The 17853-nt window shown below is 67.4% G+C and carries 16 protein-coding genes and 1 tRNA gene; 6 read left to right on the forward strand and 11 right to left on the reverse strand.

Annotation, left to right across the window (positions count from 1 at the left end):
* Nucleotides 1–617: 617 nt before the first annotated feature.
* Nucleotides 618–710, reverse strand: a tRNA-Ser gene (locus ELY12_RS09775).
* Between the two features lie 186 nt (nucleotides 711–896).
* Between ELY12_RS09775 and ELY12_RS09780 the strand changes: the two genes are divergently transcribed.
* From ELY12_RS09780 to ELY12_RS09790, 3 genes are all read left to right on the forward strand, one after another.
* Nucleotides 897–1709, forward strand: a complete 813-nt coding sequence (locus ELY12_RS09780; protein ID WP_126176525.1) for a DUF1134 domain-containing protein — start codon at nucleotides 897–899, stop codon at nucleotides 1707–1709.
* Between the two features lie 88 nt (nucleotides 1710–1797).
* On the forward strand, nucleotides 1798–2976 hold the full coding sequence (locus ELY12_RS09785) for an amino acid aminotransferase (protein ID WP_126176526.1): 1179 nt from the start codon (nucleotides 1798–1800) through the stop codon (nucleotides 2974–2976).
* Nucleotides 2976–3518 carry a GNAT family N-acetyltransferase gene (locus ELY12_RS09790; protein ID WP_126176527.1) on the forward strand — a complete coding sequence of 181 codons (543 nt, stop codon included), beginning with the start codon at nucleotides 2976–2978 and terminating at the stop codon, nucleotides 3516–3518. Before ELY12_RS09785 ends, ELY12_RS09790 begins: the two co-directional genes overlap by 1 nt.
* A 70-nt stretch (nucleotides 3519–3588) precedes the next feature.
* Here ELY12_RS09790 and ELY12_RS09795 read toward each other — a convergent pair whose 3' ends face one another.
* The 4 genes from ELY12_RS09795 to secB form a co-directional block, all read right to left on the reverse strand.
* Nucleotides 3589–4302 (reverse strand): DUF4136 domain-containing protein, encoded by a 714-nt coding sequence (locus ELY12_RS09795; RefSeq protein WP_126176528.1) that lies wholly within the window; start codon nucleotides 4300–4302, stop codon nucleotides 3589–3591.
* A gap of 153 nt (nucleotides 4303–4455) precedes the next feature.
* Nucleotides 4456–5466 carry a tryptophan--tRNA ligase gene (gene trpS / locus ELY12_RS09800; protein WP_126176529.1) on the reverse strand — a complete coding sequence of 337 codons (1011 nt, stop codon included), beginning with the start codon at nucleotides 5464–5466 and terminating at the stop codon, nucleotides 4456–4458.
* 174 nt (nucleotides 5467–5640) lie between these two features.
* Entirely contained in the window at nucleotides 5641–7233 is a 1593-nt protein-coding gene (gene murJ / locus ELY12_RS09805) for a murein biosynthesis integral membrane protein MurJ (protein WP_126176530.1), read from the reverse strand.
* Between the two features lie 31 nt (nucleotides 7234–7264).
* Nucleotides 7265–7798 carry a protein-export chaperone SecB gene (gene secB / locus ELY12_RS09810; RefSeq protein WP_126176531.1) on the reverse strand — a complete coding sequence of 178 codons (534 nt, stop codon included), beginning with the start codon at nucleotides 7796–7798 and terminating at the stop codon, nucleotides 7265–7267.
* Between the two features lie 217 nt (nucleotides 7799–8015).
* On the opposite strand from secB, the gene ELY12_RS09815 reads away from it, so the two are divergent.
* From ELY12_RS09815 to ELY12_RS09825, 3 genes are all read left to right on the forward strand, one after another.
* On the forward strand, nucleotides 8016–8672 hold the full coding sequence (locus ELY12_RS09815) for a Tim44/TimA family putative adaptor protein (RefSeq protein ID WP_126176532.1): 657 nt from the start codon (nucleotides 8016–8018) through the stop codon (nucleotides 8670–8672).
* Nucleotides 8673–8763: 91 nt separating this feature from the next.
* Nucleotides 8764–9942, forward strand: a complete 1179-nt coding sequence (gene mltA, locus ELY12_RS09820; protein WP_126176533.1) for a murein transglycosylase A — start codon at nucleotides 8764–8766, stop codon at nucleotides 9940–9942.
* Entirely contained in the window at nucleotides 9939–10532 is a 594-nt protein-coding gene (locus ELY12_RS09825) for a Smr/MutS family protein (protein WP_126176534.1), read from the forward strand. The genes mltA and ELY12_RS09825 overlap by 4 nt, the downstream gene beginning before the upstream one ends.
* Here the strand turns inward: ELY12_RS09825 and ELY12_RS09830 are convergent.
* The 6 genes from ELY12_RS09830 to ELY12_RS09855 all read right to left on the reverse strand — a co-directional run.
* Nucleotides 10516–11790 carry an MFS transporter gene (locus ELY12_RS09830; RefSeq protein WP_164549474.1) on the reverse strand — a complete coding sequence of 425 codons (1275 nt, stop codon included), beginning with the start codon at nucleotides 11788–11790 and terminating at the stop codon, nucleotides 10516–10518. The genes ELY12_RS09825 and ELY12_RS09830 overlap by 17 nt on opposite strands.
* A gap of 113 nt (nucleotides 11791–11903) precedes the next feature.
* A complete protein-coding gene (gene katG / locus ELY12_RS09835) occupies nucleotides 11904–14099 on the reverse strand; it encodes a catalase/peroxidase HPI (protein WP_126176536.1) in 2196 nt (731 codons plus the stop codon).
* A gap of 128 nt (nucleotides 14100–14227) precedes the next feature.
* Entirely contained in the window at nucleotides 14228–15808 is a 1581-nt protein-coding gene (ahpF, locus tag ELY12_RS09840) for an alkyl hydroperoxide reductase subunit F (protein ID WP_126176540.1), read from the reverse strand.
* A gap of 150 nt (nucleotides 15809–15958) precedes the next feature.
* Nucleotides 15959–16525 (reverse strand): alkyl hydroperoxide reductase subunit C, encoded by a 567-nt coding sequence (gene ahpC / locus ELY12_RS09845; protein ID WP_126176537.1) that lies wholly within the window; start codon nucleotides 16523–16525, stop codon nucleotides 15959–15961.
* Nucleotides 16526–16682: 157 nt separating this feature from the next.
* Nucleotides 16683–17120: a hypothetical protein gene (locus ELY12_RS09850; RefSeq protein WP_126176538.1), complete on the reverse strand. Its 438-nt coding sequence runs from the start codon at nucleotides 17118–17120 to the stop codon at nucleotides 16683–16685.
* A gap of 92 nt (nucleotides 17121–17212) precedes the next feature.
* The coding region (locus ELY12_RS09855; RefSeq protein ID WP_126176539.1) for a chorismate synthase at nucleotides 17213–17853 on the reverse strand (641 nt) is incomplete at its 5' end.

Here is a 17853-nt window from a genome sequence, read left to right on the forward strand (position 1 = left end):
TATTTCATGCAAAAGGAAATTCGGCGCGCGGGGATTACGGGGACGCGACCACGGTTTAATCATGTTGCGCAAATTTCGGCGGGCATGTGACGAGTCGCATCCCTGCCGAGCGGCGGCGTCTTGATATCAGCCATTGTAGAGACTTGACGGTAGAATCGGGTTGAAGTCGAGCAAACGGTGCAAAAAAATTTTGCGCCTAGCTTTGGCGAGTTAAGTACTCTCATATTTCGCCCCGGGGGTGCGAGCAGACCTGAATGGAACCGCCACTGATGAACGCGTCAACCTCCACACCACGTCCCCCGGGGGGTGGGTAGGCGATCGTCGAGACGTCTGTCAGTTTTGTCAGTGCAGCGGGACTCGACTGTAATGAGACGTTGCGAGGCCGCGTGCGGACCTCGCGGATGACGAGTGGTTCAAGTTTGGTCAATCCGATCGACAAGCCGCATCCTGCCAGGTCGATGGTATAGATTGTAGCGGTGGATGTTTGGCAAGGTCGTGTTCGCTGCGGGCCGCCGGGAAGCGCTGCAAATCGGATCGGAAAGTGGTAACCAGTGTGGGAACCAGTGCAACTGGAGGTCAAAAAAAATCTGCGAATGTAGAGAGTTACGCGAACGCAGTGGCGGAGACGGAGGGATTCGAACCCTCGGTACCGGATTTACCAGTACGACGGTTTAGCAAACCGTTGGTTTCAGCCACTCACCCACGTCTCCGGATCGCAGCGGCGAGCGGGCCCTATAGCGAGGGGTATGGAGAGCGGCAAGGGCCCGAAATCACGCGCGGAACGACTCGCTTCATCGCAAATCGGATTCGCTTCGTCGCGCATTCATTGCCGCTTCACGCGCCGAGGACTCTCTTGCCGGGTGGACATATCCCGTGCGCGGGAACGGAGGGAAATCATGGGCAAGCTTTCGCGCATCGTGCGCCGGGGATGGATCGCCGCGATCGGCGCGGCTTCGCTCGCCGCGTCGCCGGCAATGGCGCAGATTCAAAACGTCGATCCCAACACCGCGATCGATGCCGATCTCGCGCAGCCGCAGCAGGCGCCGGCCGAAACGCCCGGTGAGCCGGCCCCGTACGACGGCTCGACCACCTACACCTCCACGCCCCCCGCCGGCGCGCCGGCCGAGGTGGCGGCGGACTGGTCGGACCCAGTCGTGACCAGCGCCGATCCCTCGACCGCCGCCAGCCAAGCCGCCGGCGAGCCTGCGGTCGCGGCTGCGCAGGGGGACACCTACAAGAAGGACGACCTGATCGGTGCCGCCGAGGGCGTGTTCGGCAAGGGTGCCGAGGGGGTCGCGCGGATGATCGAAGACCTGCTCAAGAAGCAGGGTGAGCCCAACGCGTACATCGTCGGGCGCGAGGCGGGCGGGGCGTTCATCGTCGGCGCGCGCTACGGCTCCGGCACGCTCTACCACAAGGTCGAGGGCCAGCGGCCGGTGTACTGGACCGGCCCGTCGATCGGGTTCGACGCGGGCGCCAACGCCGGCAACACCTTCGTGCTGGTGTACAACCTCTACGACAGCGAAGAGCTGTTTGAGCGCTTTCCGGCGGGCGAGGGCGCGGCCTATGTGATCGGCGGGCTCAACGCCTCATACATGCGCAAGGGCAACACCGTGCTGATCCCGATCCGGGTCGGCGCGGGACTGCGGCTCGGCGTCAACGCCGGTTACATGAAGTTTTCCAAGAAGCAGCGCTGGCTGCCGTTTTGATGCGCTAAACATTTTTTAGCGCCGACTCCCGAGGGGCCGTGACCGTTACCGGTTGCGGCCCCTTTTGCGTGCGCTAAACGAACGCGCCATGTTCGAACGCCTTGCCCCCGCCGCCCCCGATGCGCTGCTTGCGCTGATCAAGCTCCACGCCGCTGACGAGCGGAGCGACAAGATCGACCTCGGGGTGGGCGTCTATCGCACCGGGCAGGGCGGCACTCCGGTGTTCGGCGCGATCAAGGCGGCCGAGGCGCGGCTGGTCGAGACGCAGGATTCCAAGTCCTACCTCGGGCCGGAGGGCGACATGGGCTTCGTCGAGGCACTGATGCCCTATGTCTTTGGCGAGGACGATCCGACCATGGACGGGCGCGTGGCGGGCATGCAGGCCCCGGGCGGGACCGGCGCGGTGCGGCTGGCGGTCGCGTTGGCGAAGGCGGCGGGCGTCACCCGCGTCCACCTCGGCGTGCCGAGCTGGCCCAACCACGCACAGATTCTCGCCGACCTGCCGCTCGAAATGGCGCCGTTCGATCACGACTGCGACGACGGCACCGCGAACGTCGAGGCACTGCTCGAGGTCATTCGCAACGCCGGCGACCACGAGGCGGTGATCCTCCACGGCTGCTGCCACAACCCGACCGGGATCGATTACACGCCGGACCAATGGCGTCAGATCGCCGAGGCGCTCAGCATGAGCAAGATCCTGCCGATCATCGACCTTGCCTACCACGGCCTCGGCCGCGGGATGGAGGAGGACGCGGCCGGCATGCGCGCGGTCCTCGCCGCGGTGCCGGAGGCGCTAGTGGCCTATAGCTGCGACAAGAACTTCGGCCTCTACCGCGACCGCGTGGGCGCGTTCTACGTGATGGCGCGCGAAGCCAGCGCACTGCCCGCGATCATGTCGAACGCCGCGGCGCTGGCGCGCGCCAACTGGTCGATGCCGCCCGATCACGGCGCGGCGGCGGTGCGGCTGGTGCTCGAGGACCCGAAGCTGACCGCGCAGTGGCAGGACGAGCTCGAAACCATGCGCACTCGCATGCGGCAGGTGCGCGAACGGCTGGCGGCGGCGGGGCAGGTGGGTAGCCTCGACCTGACGCCGCTGGCGACGCAGAACGGGCTGTTCTCGATGCTCGCGCTCGACAAGGACCAGATCGCCCGGCTGCGGGCCGATCACGGAGTGTACATGGCCGGCTCGGGACGCATCAACGTCGCCGGCCTGACGCAGGGCAACATCGACAAGTTCATCGCGGCGCTTGCCGAGGTCGCCGGTTGATGGACCGGCAGCCGACGCTCGAAGGCGAGCGGCTGCTGCTGCGCCCCTTGCGGCAGGACGACTGGGATGCGCTGTTCGCGGTCGCGTCCGATCCGCTGATCTGGGAAGTCCACCCGGCCAACGACCGGTGTCAGGAGCCGGTGTTCCGCGCCTTCTTCGATGACGCGCTGGCCCACGGCGGCGCGCTGGCGGTGATCGACAAGGCGACGGGCGAGATTGTCGGCTCCTCGCGCTTCCAAGGCTACGATCCGGCGGACGGTGGCTCGGTCGAGATCGGTTGGACCTTCCTGGGCCGTTCGCACTGGGGCGGCAGCTACAACGCCGAGATGAAGCGCCTGATGCTTGCCCACGCATTGGCGAACGTCGAACGCGTGGTGTTCCGCGTGGGCGAGACCAACTGGCGCTCGCGCGGGGCGATGGAAAAGATCGGCGGCCGGCTGACCGACCGGATCGACATCACCGAACTGCCCGCGGGGCCGGCGCGTCACGTAATCTACGAGATCGACCGCCAGTCGTTCGCCAGCGGGCCGCTGTCGGACTGACGGCAAAAGAAAAGGGCGGGCCGCATCGCTGCGACCCGCCCCGCTCTAGGCTGCCCCCAAACTGTCCGGCTTAGCGCCGCGTGCGCTGGACCGGCTGGTTCTCCGGCGCGATCGAGATGCGGACGGTCTCGCCGCTGCGGCCCGGGAAGTCGGTGAACAGCGCCTGGACCAGGTTCGGCACCAGGTACTGCAGTCGGTTGGAGGTCGAAGCCGCCTCGGCCTTGCCTTCGAACAGGCGCTGGCCGGTGACGCGGTTGTCGATCTTCATCTCCACGCCGCTGGTGTAGACGGTGTAGACGTCGAGCCCGTTGTCGAAGAACGGATCGTAGAAGCCATAGCTCCACGGACGGCCCCAGGCGCCGCGGCCGCCCCAATACGGGCCCCAGCCCAGCCGGCTGTAGCCGAAACGGCCATAGCGGCCGCCGTACCACGGACCCCAGAAGGGATCGGCGAAACCGGTCTGGCGCACGCGTTGACGGCCCTTGTCGACGCCGTAGTCGAAGCGGACCAGCAGGTCGGCATTCTCGGGCGAGTTGGTCTGGATATAGCCGAGCCGCGTCAGGTTGTTCTCGACGTAGTCCGCGTACTGCGCGAATTCGAGCCCGCCGGCGAGCGCCGGATCGTCGGCCACGACCGCAAAGGTCTGACCCTGCGGCGCGGGCAGCGCGCTCTGGAAGCGCTGGACGTTGGCATTGAACGGAGAAGCGCAAGCCGCGAGGGCGCCGAGTGCCAGCGGCACGGCGATCATCTTCAGCTTGCGACCCCAATTGGTCAGGATAGACATGTGCGAAACCCTTCGATGTGAGTGCAAGGCGCAGCTTCTCGAGGCCCACCACCCAGGGGCACAAGCTGTCATCTGTGCGGCAGGGTGTAAAGTAGGCGCGGTGAACCGAGTTTGAATAGGGGGGCTAGCAAAAGTTAGGCCATTCGTTCCGGCTCAGCGCACCAAACCCAGCGCGACATAGGTGGCATCGAGCGTGGGCCGGCCGATCTCGCGCGCCTTGGCGCTGCCGCGCGCAAGGATCGCGTCGAGTTCCTCGCGGTCGTTCAGGAGTTCGCGGAAACGCGCCGAGATCGGCCGCAAGGTCTCGACCAGCAGCTCGCCCAGCGCCGGTTTGAACGCGCCGAAGCCTTGGCCGCCGAAGCGGGCCAGCACCTGGTCGGTGCTCTCGCCCGACAAGGCGCCGTACACCGCGACGAGGTTGATCGCCTCGGCCCGGCCTACGAGCCCGGCCGCCTCGGACGGCAGAGGTTCGGGATCGGTCTTCGCTTTCTTGACCTTCTGCATCACCAGGTCCGGGTCATCGACCAGGTTGATCCGGCTCATGTCGCTGGGATCGGACTTGCTCATCTTGGCGCTGCCGTCGCGCAGCGACATGATCCGCGCCGCTTCGGGCGGGACGATCGGCTCGGGAAGGGTGAACACCTCTTCGCCGCCGCCGAAGTCGTTGTTGAATTTCTGCGCGATGTCGCGCGCGAGCTCGAGGTGCTGCTTCTGGTCGTCGCCCACCGGCACGTGCGTCGCCTGGTAGAGCAGCACGTCGGCCGCCTGGAGGACAGGGTAGGCGAACAGCGCGACCGATTGGCCCTCGCGGTTCTTGCCCGCCTTGTCCTTCCACTGCGTCATTCGGTTGAGCCAGCCCATGCGGGCGGTGCCGTTCAGGAGCCATTGCAGCTCGGCATGCGCGGGGACCTGCGCCTGGTTGAACAGGATCGAGCGCGCGGGATCGATCCCGCAGGCGACCAGCGCGGCGGCCATCTCGAGCGTCGCGCGCTTCAGCTCGGCCGGATCGTGCGGCTGGCTGATGGCGTGGAGGTCGGCGAGGAAGAACAGGCATTGGCTGCCCGGCTCGAGTGCGTCCTGCATGCGGACCCAATTGCGAATCGCGCCGAGGTAGTTGCCGAGGTGAAGGTTGCCGGTGGGCTGGATGCCGGAGACGACGCGCATGGAGGTCGCTTTCTCAAAAAATCACGATGAAGGGGCGGTTCGCCGGAGCGAACGGGAGGCGTTCAGGCGGAACGCAGCCATCGCCAGGCCGCCCGGCCGCGGACCGCGAAGCGGGTCGGCGCTGACATCAGAAGGGCGGGCGTCTTCATGCGCGCTCCGGTAACCCCAATCGGCCTACTCGGCAAGGTCGACTGGCCTGGCCGGGCGCCGGCGGAGTTGAGCGAGCAGGTCCCTGTCGAGCGCGCCGAGCACGAAAGCGGCGGCGAAGAACACCAGCATGCCGCCCGCAACCAATGCGCCGAGCGACCAGATGCGCTCGAACGCAGTCCCATCGTATCGGTCCGTGAGCCGCGGCGTCAGCCACCACAGGAACGCGGCCATCACAGCGGTCGCGGCAAGCTGGCGCGCGATGCGGCTCGCGAGCCGCGCGGTGAGATGGAACCAGCCCCGGATCTGCAGCACCGTGTAAAGCGTCAGCACGTTGAGCGTGGCGGTGATCGCCGTCGCAGAGGCGAGGCCGACGATGCCGTAGTGCGGCACAACGTAGAAATTGAGTGCGACGTTCACCGCTAGCGCCCCCGCGGCGATCATCACCGGGGTGCGGGTATCCTCGCGGCTGAAGAACGCCGGCTGGAATACCTTCACCAGCACGTAAGCCGGCAGCCCGCAGACCAGCGCAACCACGATGTCCGCCATCACCGCGCCGTCGGCCAGCGTCATCTTGCCGCCGACGAAGAACGCGGTGACGAACGCGGGCGCGCAAATCGCCAGCGCCGCGGCGGCGGGCAGGGTCAGCAACGTGCCGACCTCCACCGCGTTCGCCTGGAGCCGTTGCGCCTCCCCGGCATGGCCCTGCTGGATATGGCGCGCCAGCATCGGCAGGATCGCGGTGCCGAGCGCGATGCCGAAGATGCCGAGCGGCATCTGGTTCAGCCGGTCCGCCAGCTTGAGCAGCGTCAGCGAGCCCTGCGGCAGCGAGGTGGCGAAGAACGTGTCGACGAGTTGGCTGATTTGGTAGATGCCCGCGCCGAAGGTCGCCGGCAGGATCAGCATGCCGAGCCGCCTAACCTCGGGCGTGAAGCGCGGCCGCGTCACTTTCAGCCGCACGCCCGTGCGCCGCGCTGCCCAGCTCATGTAGGCGAGCTGCACCACTCCAGACAGCGCGAGCGAGATGGCGAGCGCCCACGCGACCACCCGGTCGTCGCCCTCGCTCCCGCGCAAGTACCAGCCGGTGACGATGCCGCCGATCATCACCAGATTGAGGAACACTGGCGCGAACGCCCCCGGCGCGAACCGGCTGCGCGCGTTGAGCACGCCCGACAGCATCGCCACCAGGCTCACCAGCGCCAGGTAGGGGAAAGTCATCCGGCTGAGCGCGACCGACAGGTCGAACTTGCCGGGCACCTCGCCGTACTCACGCGCGAGCAGCCAGACGATCCCCGGCATCGCGATCATGCAGAGCGCCGAAAAACCGAGCAGCACCCACACGAACACGCTGAGCACATCGCCGGCAAAACGGTCTGCCGCTTCCTCGCCGCCATCTCCGTGCAGCGCGCGCGAGTACATTGGCACGAACGCGACGCTGAACGCCCCTTCGGCGAACAGGCGGCGGAAGGTGTTCGGCAGGGTGAAAGCAAGCTGCCACGCGTCCGCCGCCAGCCCCGCGCCGAGCACGCGGCTCAACAGCATGTCGCGCACGAAACCGAACACGCGGCTGACCGCGGTCAGCGCGCCGATCGTCCCGACGCTGCGGACGAGATTGCTCAAGCCCGCTCGGCTCCCCGGGCGGGCGTGAGGATCAGGCCTGGCCTGCCGGCGGCTGCGCGCCCGCGGCGGCGTCTTCCTCGGCGCGGCGCTGAAGCTGCTGGAGGTAGAGGCCGTTGAAGTCGATCGGATCGACCATCAGCGGCTGGAAGCCCAGGTCGCGGGTCGCATCGGCGATCACCCGGCGGGCGAACGGGAACAGGATCCGCGGCGCCTCGGCATAAAGGAACGCGTGAGCGTGCTCGTCGGGCAGGTTGCGCAGGCCAACGAGGCCGCAATAGGCGAGCTCGACCAGGAACTGGTCGCCCTCGGTCACCTTCGAGCTGACCTTGATCTTGAGCTCGACCTCGTGGACTTCCTCGTTGATCTGGGTCGCGCCGATGTTGAACTGCAGGTCGATGTTGGGCTGCGACTGCCACTGGAAGCTGGCGGGCGCGTTGGGGTTCTCGACCGAGAGGTCCTTCACGTATTGCGAGATCACGCCCGCGACGGGCTCGTTGTCGGCGCCGTTGCTGGCGCTCGCGGAATCGAGGTTGAGGTCGGTCAGCACATCGCCTTCGTCGGCCATTATTCGGGTATCCTGCAGGTGGCGGCGCAAGGCGGGTCGCCCGCGCTCGATCGGAGGCGCGCCTAGCACTCACTGCAGACCATCGCAACGGCGCACCCGAATGGCGCGCTCGTGCGTTGTTCGTTTGTAATTCGGCCCTATCTAGGGCACGGTTAACCCACGGGCGGCCGGCGGGTGATGGAGCCGAGCCCTCAGAAGACGAAAGACGAGTTCACCAGTGATACTTCAGATCGTCATCCTCGCGATGATCGCCGCGTTCCTCGGCTTGCGCCTTTACAGCGTGCTCGGCCGCCGCGCGGAGCATGAGGAAGAGCCGGTGCCGACCCGCTTCGATCCCGTGGACGCCGCCCAGCCGCGCAATGCCCAGCCGCAACTCCGTCCCGCGCAGCCGGTTCGGCCGGCGGGCCTCGACGGCGCGCTGCCGGCGGTCGAGCGCGGGGTGCGCGAGATCGCCGCCGCGGACCGGCGGTTCGATATCGCGAGCTTCGTCGAGGGCGCGAAGGGTGCTTATTCGATGGTCCTCGAAGCGTTCTGGAAGGGCGACCGCGAGACGCTCAAGGAACTGTGCGACGACGACGTCTATGCCGGGTTCGACGCCGCGATCAGCGCGCGCGAAGCCGCCGGTGAAACGCTCGAAAACCGCCTGGTGCGGATCGAGGACGCGAAAATCGACATGGCCGAACTGGTCGGCAAGACCGCTCGCGTCACCGTGCGTTTCGTCGCCGACATCGCTGCGGTCACCCGCGACAAGGACGGCAACGTGGTCGCGGGCTCGCTCGACGACGCGGTCGAGGCGCGCGACTTGTGGACCTTCAAGCGCGACGTGCGCGAGGCCGACCCGCACTGGCTGCTCGACGAGACGGACGAGGGCTAAGGCTCTCGTTCAAAACGCGCACGACACCTTCGACAAGCTGACTCCGACCCGATAGGACTGGCGCAACGCCGGTTCTAGTTCGGGAGAGGTCATGCGCGCGAGGGTTGCGATAGCGCTGATGGCGGTTGCGCTAGCTGGCTGCCGGGTGGTTCCGAAGGTCGAGACCCCGCCGGCGCCTGTCCCCGCCAATGCGCTGAGCGCCGGGGTCAAGCTTGGACCCTCGATTGCCTCGCTCGGAATGCGAGGTGCCGACGCCGCAGCGGCTCTTGCCAGCTTCCGCGAAAGCTGCCCGCAACTGCTATCGCGTACTGACGCCAGCGGGCTCACCACCGGCTCGCAGTGGGAGCCAGCCTGCACCGCCGCGCGCGGGTGGGGCCAAGGACAAACGGCTGGCGACGCCGCCAGCTTCTTCGACCGCTATTTCGAAACCGCCCGAGTGGGCGAGGGCAGCGCGTTCGCCACCGGTTACTACGAGCCTGACATTGCCGGCAGCCGCGCGCACATCCCCGGATATGACGTGCCGGTCTATGCCATGCCCGCCGATCTGGTGCGCGGCTGGCCCGACGATATTCCGCAAAGCGAGCGCACCGGCCGCGCGCCGCTGGGCCGTTACGATGCCAGCGGCAGGTTCGTACCCTACTACGAGCGTGCGGAGATCGAAGCGGGCGCGCTCGCCAATCGCGGATTGGAGATCGCCTGGGCGCACGATCCGGTCGAGTTCTTCTTCCTGCAGATTCAGGGCTCGGGCCGCCTGGTCGCGCCCGATGGATCCGTCATGCGGATCGGCTACGCGGGTCAGAACGGCCGCGAGTATGCCGGCATCGGCGCGCTGATGAAGCAGCGCGGGCTGATCGGCCCGGGCACAGAATTTGCGACCTCGATGCAGGGCATCATGGGCTACCTGCGCGCGCACCCGGACGAGGGCCGCGCGATCATGAACGAAAACAAGAGCTGGATCTTCTTCAAGGAATTGAAAGGTGACGGACCCCTCGGCGCACTTGGCGTGCCGGTGCGGCGCGAAAGCTCGGTCGCGACCGACCCCATGTTCGTGCCGCTCGGCGCGCCGGTCTGGCTCGACATGGACCGGGCCGAGGCGGACGGGCTGTGGATCGCGCAGGACACCGGCGGCGCGATCAAGGGCGCCAACCGCTTCGACACCTTCTGGGGCGCCGGCGCCGATGCGCGCACGATCGCTGGCGGCATGAGCGCGCGTGGCACCGCGCTGATCCTCCTGCCCAAGGGGACGGTCGCCCGGCTGACCAACAAGTGAAACCGCCGCGCGGCCTCAGCGCCGAAGAGGCCGAGGCGTGGGCGCGGGTGGCGCAGACGGTGCGGCCGCTGATCAAGCCGCGCTCCCGCGTGCGGACCGCACCTGATTCACCTCCGCCGGCGATTGCACCGGCTGCGCCGCCGCCGCTCGACCTCGGCAAGGCGCTCGCCGAAGCGCAGGCAACCCGCGCCAAGCGGCTCGCACCTCGGTCCACTTCGGCCTCCAGGCCCGCACCTACCGCATCAACGGGCCTCGACTCCCACTGGGACCGCCGCTTTCGCGCCGGCTCCATCGAACCCGATTTCACCCTCGACCTGCACGGTCACAACCTCGATCAGGCGCACACGCGGCTGATCGACGGCGTCGCGCAGGCGCGGGCGATGGGCGCGCGGGTCGTGCTGCTGATTACGGGAAAGCCTCGCCCAACCGAAGCGGCCGACCGCGGCTCGAAGCGCGGGGCGATCCGCGCGAAAGTGCTCGATTGGCTGGCGGCGAGCTCGCACGGCGCGGCGATCGCCTCGATCCGCACCGCGCACATCCGCCACGGCGGGGAGGGCGCGCTCTACCTCGTGCTCAAGCGCGCCCGGTGAAGCGCGGAGCGGTCTCGCGCAGCCATACCATCGCGGCAAGGCCGACCAGGCAGGCGGCGAACATGTACCACGCGGGCGCAAGCGGGCTCCCCGTCACCTTGGTCAGCCACGCGACGACGAACTGGGTGGTCCCGCCGAGCGTCGAGACAGCGAGCGAGTAAGTCAGCCCGAGCGCGGTCGAGCGCACGCCGGTCGGAAACGCCTCGGACACCGCGATGAACGCCGCTGTGCCCGCAAGCACGGTCGTGAAGCGCAGCACGAACGCCGCGAGATAGAGCAGCAGTGGTAACGGATGCGCGTCGAGCAGCCAGAAGATGGGCATCACGATCAGCACCGACAGCGCCATGGGCCACAGCATGACCGGCCGCCGTCCGACCCGGTCGGTCAGTATGCCGCTGAGCACCGCGCCGATCGTGCCGCTCACCCCCACCGCCACTGCGGCGCCGAACGCCTCTCCGGGTGACATCGCCAGCACCGCCTGAGCAAACGTGCTGAGGTAGGTCAGCACGTAGTTGATCACCGTGGCCGAGGCGATCGTGGCCAGTGCGAGCACGGCGATATGGCGGTAGCGCGGAACTGGTGCCCGGACCGTACCTGGCGCGGCGGTTTCGAGCGTCTCGGGCAGCGTCCGCCGCAGCACCAGGCCGATGGGCACGATCAGCGCGCCCGCGACCAGGGCGGCGCGCCAGCCCCACACGGCGAGCGCCGTTTCGCTCATCACCGCCGACAGGCCGACGCCGACGAGGCCCGCGACCAGGAGGGCGAAGTTCTGCGAGGCGAACTGGAGCGAGACGTACGACCCGCGCTTCTCGGGCGGCGCGATCTCGGCGAGGAACGCGCTGCTCGGGCCCACCTCACCGCCCAGCGCGAGGCCCTGGACCAGCCGCGCGACGATCGCCAGTGCAGGGGCCGCGGGGCCGATCGCTGCATAAGGCGGGATCAGTGCGAGCGCGAGGCTCGACAGGCCCAGCACGGTGAACGAGGCGACCATCGCTGGCCGCCGTCCGCGCTTGTCGGCGTAGCGGCCGAACACCCACGCGCCGAGCGGGCGGGTGACGAACCCCGCGCCGAAGGTCGCCAGCGCGGCGAGCAGGCTGTTCATCGGATCGCTGGCAGGGAAGAACGCCTGCCCGATCTGCACCGCGAAGATGCTGAAGATTAGGAAATCGTAGAATTCGAGCGCGTTGCCGAGCGCGACCGAGCCGATCTGCGCGCGGGTTGCGGTTCGCGGCGCGCGTGCCTGCTCGCTTGTCTCCACCGGCGTTCCCCCGTTCCCTGCCCGGGGTGTCTCATGGAACAAGGCCCAAGTCGAGCGGACAGCAAAAGGGCCCCGGCAGCGCGCTGCCGGAGCCCTTTATGAAGCCAAACGGCTTACTTGTGGTACTTCGCGCAGGTCAGATCGAAGCGGTCGGCGTTCATGACCTTGGTCCAAGCCTTGACGAAGTCCGCCTTGAACTTCTCCTCGTGACCGTTCTCGGCGTACACCTCGCCCACCGCGCGCAGCTCAGCGTTGGAGCCGAACACGAGATCAGCGCGGGTCGCGCGCCAGGTCTCGTTGCCGGTCGCGCGGTCGGTGGCGACGTATTCCTCGTCGTCCGATCCTTCGACCGCCTTCCACACGTTGGTCATGTCGTAGAGGTTGACGAAGTAGTCGTTGGTGAGCTGGCCCGACCGCTTGGTGAAGTGGCCGTGGCCCCGCTCACCATGGTTGGCGCCGAGCACGCGCAAGCCGCCGACGAGGACTGCCATCTCGGGCACCGACAGGCCGAGCAGGCTGGCGCGATCGAGGAGCATTTCCTCGGTCTTCACCCGCAGTTTCTTGGGGCAATAGTTGCGGAAGCCGTCGGCCTGCGGTTCGAGCCAGTCGAAACTCTCGACGTCGGTCTGCTCCTGCGTCGCGTCGCCGCGGCCCCCGGTGAACGGCACGCTGCCCGCGCCCGCCTTCTCGAGGCCGACCACGCCGCCGAGCACGATCGCATCGGCGAGGCTCATCGACCCGCGCAGGCCGTTGAGGGTATCGAGCACCTTGGCGAGCTCGGCCGGTTCGTTGACGTCCCAGTTCCGCTGCGGTTCGAGCGCAATGCGCGCGCCGTTGGCGCCGCCGCGGTAGTCGCTCTTGCGGTAGGTCGAAGCCGAGGCCCACGCGGTCTTGACCAGCTGCGCCACGGTGAGCCCGCTGTCGGCAATCTTCTGCTTCACCGCCGCCACGTCGGCATCCGACGGCGTGGTGCCGGCGGGGACGGGGTCCTGCCAGATCAGGTCTTCGGCCGGGACCTCGGGGCCGAGGTAGCGGATCTTGGGACCCATATCGCGGTGGGTCAGCTTGAACCACGCGCGGGCGAAGGCGTCCTTGAACGCCTCGTGATCGTTGCGGAACTTCTCGCTGATCGCGCGGAAGCCGGGATCGCGCTTCATCTGCATGTCGGCGGTGGTCATCATGGTGGGGACCTTCTTCGACGGGTCCCACGCCGCCGGCGCCATGTCCTCCTCACGCTGGTTGATCGGCTGCCACTGGTTGGCGCCTGCGGGCGACTTCACCAGCTCGTAGTCGTAGTCGAGCAGCAGGCGGAAATAGTTCTCGCTCCACTCCTTCGGCGTGTTGGTCCACGCGCCTTCGATGCCGCTGGTGACGGTGTGCTCGCCGATTCCGCCGCTCTCGTGGCTCGAGACCCAGCCGAAGCCTTGCGCCGCGAGGTCGCCGCCCGCCGGGGCCGCGCCAAGCAGCGAAGCATCTCCGTTGCCGTGCGCCTTGCCGAAAGTGTGACCGCCGGCGGTCAACGCGACGACCTCCTCGTCGTCCATCGCCATGCGCTTGAAGGTCGCCCGCAGGTCGCGCGCGGCGCCTTCGTCGTCGTGCGGATTGCCCTGCGGGCCTTCGGGGTTGACGTAGATGAGGCCCATCTGGATCGCCGCCAGCGGCCCGTCCAGCTCGAGCGCTTCATCGGGCCGCAGGCGCGTGGTGACGCCTTCGTTGACCCACTTGTCTTCCTCACCCCAGTACACGTCGCGTTCGCTCTCGAACACGTCGGCGCGGCCGCCGCCGAAGCCGAACACGGGTCCGCCCATGCTCTCGATCGCGACGTTGCCGGCAAGGATGAACAGGTCCGCCCAGCTGATGTGCTTGCCGTACTTCTGCTTGATCGGCCACAGCAGGCGGCGCGCCTTGTCGAGGTTGCCGTTGTCGGGCCACGAATCGAGCGGGGCGAAGCGCTGCTGCCCGCTGTTGGCGCCGCCGCGGCCGTCGCCGGTGCGATAGGTGCCCGCCGCGTGCCAGGCCATGCGGATGAAGAACGGGCCATAGTGGCCGTAGTCCGCCGGCCACCACGGCTGGCTGTCGGTCATCAGCGCGGTGAGGTCTTGCTTCAGCGCCTTGTAGTCGAGCGCGTTGAACGCCTCCGCATAGTCGTAGTCGTCGCCCATCGGGTTGGCGGGGCCGTTGGGGGCGAGGATGTCGATCGCGATCGCGTCAGGCCACCAGTCCTTGTTGGTCCGGCCGAGCAGGCTGCGGACCTGGAAATCTCCGCCCATCGGGCAGCCGCCCTCGATCGATCCGGTCTTGGCGTCCATCGTCTCGCTCTCCTCTCGTGACTCGACCCGTTCTGGGTGCGTTGTGAGAGCGTGATGGAGGCGATCTTATCAACCGTCCAATCGATTAATTGCGATTTATTGAGCGATACGCCCGATGAACGGCGGCCTTACGCAGCCTCGGCAAGCGGCTCGTTGCGGATGAGGTAGTCGAACGCCGACAGCGCCGCCTTCGACCCTTCGCCCATCGCGACAACGATCTGCTTGTAGGGCACCGTGGTAGCGTCACCCGCGGCAAAAATACCGTCGAGGTTGGTTCGCCCTTCCTCGTCGGTGACGATCTCGCCGTGGGGCGACAGTTCGAGCCCGCTGTCCTTCAACCACTCGGTGTTGGGGACGAGGCCGATCTGGACGAACACGCCCTCGAGCGCGAGCTCACGCTCTACACCGGTGAAGCGGTCCCTGTACTTGAGGCCGCTCACGCGGTTGCCGTCACCGAGCACCTCGGTGGTCTGCGCGCTGGTGAGCACGTCGACGTTGGGCATGCTGCGCAGCTTCGCCTGCAGCACCGCGTCGGCGCGAAGCTGGCTGTCGAATTCGATCAGCGTCACGTGCGCGACGATCTTGGCGAGATCGATCGCCGCTTCGACGCCCGAGTTGCCGCCGCCGATCACCGCGATGCGCTTGCCCTTGAACAGCGGCCCGTCGCAGTGCGGGCAATAGGCGACGCCCTTGTTGCGATACTCCGCCTCCCCCGGCACCCCGAGATTGCGCCAACGCGCCCCGGTGGCGAGGATCAGGCTGCGCGCCTGCAAGCGGCCGCCGCCCGCGAAGTGCGCGGTGTGCAGGCCGCCGGCCTCCGAAGCAGGCTCCAGCCGTTCGGCCAGCGCGTGGTTCAGCAGCTCGACGGTGTTGGCATCGACCTGGCCCTTGAGTTCGGTCGCGAGCTTGGGGCCTTCGGTGTAAGCGGTGCCCGGCAGGTTCTCGATCCCGAGGGTATCGTTGAGCTGCCCACCGAACCGCTCGGCGGCGATGCCCGTGGCGAAACCCTTGCGGGCGGTATAGATCGCGCTGGCGACGCCGGCGGGTCCGCCGCCGATCACCAGCACCTCGAACGGCGGCTTGGCCGACAGCTTCTCGGCCGCCGCGGCAGCAGCGCCGGTGTCGAGCTTGGCGAGAATCTCGGCCAGCTCCAGCTTCCCGTTGTAGAACGGCTCGCCGTTGAGGAAGGTTGCGGGAACCGCCATCACGCCGCGCTCCTCGACCTCGGCCTGGTAGGCGCCGCCTTCGATCAGCGTGGCGGTCACGCGCGGGTTCTCGAGCGCCATCAGCGTCAGCGCTTGCACCACGTCGGGGCAGTTGTGACACGAGAGCGAGAAATACATCTCGAACGCGAAATCGCCTTCGAGGTTACGGATCTGGTCGAGCAGCTCGGGCTCGACCTTCGGCGGGTGCCCGCCGGCCCACAGCAGCGCGAGCACCAGCGAAGTGAACTCGTGGCCCATCGGCAGCCCGGCGAAGCGCACCCACTTGGCAGGATCGCTCGCGCGGCGGATGACGAAGCTGGGTTTGCGCGCGTCGTCGCCGTCGAAGCTCGCGGAGACCATGTCATGAAGCGCGGCGATTTCGCCGAGCAGTTCACGGGTCTGCGCCGACTTCGCGCTGTCATCCAGCGATGCGACGAGCTCGATCGGCTCGCGCAGGTTGGCGAGATATGTCTTGAGCTGGGTCTGCATCGCGGTGTCGAGCATGATCATCCTGTTCGTCTGAAGGGGCAAAAGGCCCGGGGCGCGCTTCGAGGGATGCCCCGGGCCTTCCAGCGACCCGAGCTTGGGCTCGGGCTCTTATCCGCGGGCCGCCCCGAAAGGGGGGAGGAGGCGCGCCCGCGGTACGGTGTGGCGTTAGAGCTTGCCGACGAGGTCCAGCGACGGCGCGAGGGTCTCTTCGCCTTCTTCCCACGCGGCCGGGCACACCTGGCCGGGGTTGGCGCGGACGTACTGCGCGGCGCGGATCTTGCGGACCAGCTCATTGGCGTTGCGGCCGACGCCTTCGCTGGTGATCTCGACCAGCTGGATCACGCCGTCGGGATCGACCACGAAGGTCGCGCGGTCGGCGAGGCCCTGGCCTTCACGCAGCACGCCGAAGTTGTTCGCCAGCGTGTGGTTCTGGTCGCCCAGGAACGGGAAGGTCAGCTTGCCGATCCGGTCCGAGCTGTCGGCCCAGGCCTTGTGGCTGAAGTGGGTGTCGGTCGACACCGCGTAGACCTCGACGCCGAGCTTCTGGAGCTGGCCGTAATGCTCGCCGAGATCTTCGAGCTCGGTCGGGCAGACGAAGGTGAAGTCCGCCGGATAGAAGAAGAACACCGCCCACTTGCCGGCGACGTCCTGCTCGGTCACGTCGAGGAACTTTTCGCCCTTCTTGTAGGCGGTGGCGGTGAACGGCTTCAGTTGGCTGCCGATGATACCCATGTGTTTGATCTCCAAGTCGGATGGGGTTGAATTCCGAGGTGGAGATATGGTCTATCGCAGCGCAGCAAAGCCGATTGTTGCGATTGCGAACATCGAAATTTTCAATCAGCAGCGCGTAAGATAATGTGGCAGCCGCAGAGCGGCGTTGTCCGCGCGATTATGGTATGAGAGCGAGGTTCGATCGCGCTTTTCGATTGGTCAGCCGATCTGTCATCTCGATGTAAACCCACCGCGGCGGCTCCTGCCCGGCCTCGACCGCGAACCAGAGTTGCCCAAGGGCATCGGGATTGCCCAATGCGCAGAAGCCATAAATCCGCTGGCCTTGCGAGCCGTCGACACCGGGCCTGAAAATGTCGACCCAAGTGCGCGCCGCGTTGGTATTCGAGCCGCATGGCGGCAAGTTTGGCGCGGCGGCAAACAACGCGTGGTCGTATAGCGCCCGGTTCGCGACCTCCAAGCGGTAGCGCACCCAGTCCTTGCCGCCGGCAGCATACTGCTCGATTTTCTGGAATTGCAGCAGGGGGCGGGGTAGGTCCTCAGCGGCTGCCGGCGACATCCACAGCAGGAGAGCGGCAAGGATCAGGAATACGCGCATGAATTTTGCACCAGGCTCAGGCAGGCCCCTAGTGGCCTAACCGGACCTTAGAGTTCCCAGCGTTTGCTGATTGCACAAAAACGACAGGTCGATCAGCCGCACTGCGCCCGGTGCAGCAGTTTGTGATCGGCCAGCACCAGCGCCATCATCGCCGCGACGACCGGGGTGCCGCGGATGCCGACGCACGGATCGTGGCGGCCCCTGGTGCGGATTTCGGTCGCGTTGCCGTCGCGGTCGATGGTCTCGACCGGGGTGAGGATCGAGCTGGTCGGCTTGAACGCCACCCGCACTACCACGGGCTGTCCGGTCGAGATGCCCCCGGCTATGCCGCCCGCGTGGTTGGCCTCGAAGCGTGGACCGTCGTTGCCGGGCCGCATCGGGTCAGCGTTCTGCTCGCCGGTCAGGCGCGCGGCGGCGAAGCCGTCGCCGATCTCGACCGCCTTGACCGCGTTGATGCCCATCATCGCGCCCGCGAGGTCAGCGTCGAGCTTGGCGTAGATCGGCGCGCCCCAGCCGGCCGGGACGCCGTGCGCGATGCATTCGACCACCGCGCCGAGCGAGGAGCCTGCAAGCCGCGCCTCGTCGACCGCCTTCGCCCAGCGCCCGGCGGCGGCCGCGTCGGGCGACCAGAACGGGTTGTTTCCGACTTCAGCCGGGTCCAGCGCCGAGCGGTCGATCGCGTCGCCGCCGATCTCGACCACGTAGGCCTCGATCCGCACCTCAGGGATCACCA

Source organism: Tsuneonella rigui, from assembly GCF_003958625.1.
GTDB classification, from domain to species: Bacteria; Pseudomonadota; Alphaproteobacteria; order Sphingomonadales; family Sphingomonadaceae; genus Tsuneonella; species Tsuneonella rigui.

Coding starts and splice junctions, on each gene's coding strand:
- ELY12_RS09780 (WP_126176525.1), top strand. CDS start 897: ATGGGCAAGCTTTCGCGCATCGTGCGCCGGGGATGGATCGCCGCGATC.
- ELY12_RS09785 (WP_126176526.1), top strand. CDS start 1,798: ATGTTCGAACGCCTTGCCCCCGCCGCCCCCGATGCGCTGCTTGCGCTG.
- ELY12_RS09790 (WP_126176527.1), top strand. CDS start 2,976: ATGGACCGGCAGCCGACGCTCGAAGGCGAGCGGCTGCTGCTGCGCCCC.
- ELY12_RS09795 (WP_126176528.1), bottom strand. CDS start 4,302: ATGTCTATCCTGACCAATTGGGGTCGCAAGCTGAAGATGATCGCCGTG.
- trpS (WP_126176529.1), bottom strand. CDS start 5,466: ATGCGCGTCGTCTCCGGCATCCAGCCCACCGGCAACCTTCACCTCGGC.
- secB (WP_126176531.1), bottom strand. CDS start 7,798: ATGGCCGACGAAGGCGATGTGCTGACCGACCTCAACCTCGATTCCGCG.
- mltA (WP_126176533.1), top strand. CDS start 8,764: ATGCGCGCGAGGGTTGCGATAGCGCTGATGGCGGTTGCGCTAGCTGGC.
- katG (WP_126176536.1), bottom strand. CDS start 14,099: ATGGACGCCAAGACCGGATCGATCGAGGGCGGCTGCCCGATGGGCGGA.
- ahpF (WP_126176540.1), bottom strand. CDS start 15,808: ATGCTCGACACCGCGATGCAGACCCAGCTCAAGACATATCTCGCCAAC.
- ahpC (WP_126176537.1), bottom strand. CDS start 16,525: ATGGGTATCATCGGCAGCCAACTGAAGCCGTTCACCGCCACCGCCTAC.
- ELY12_RS09850 (WP_126176538.1), bottom strand. CDS start 17,120: ATGCGCGTATTCCTGATCCTTGCCGCTCTCCTGCTGTGGATGTCGCCG.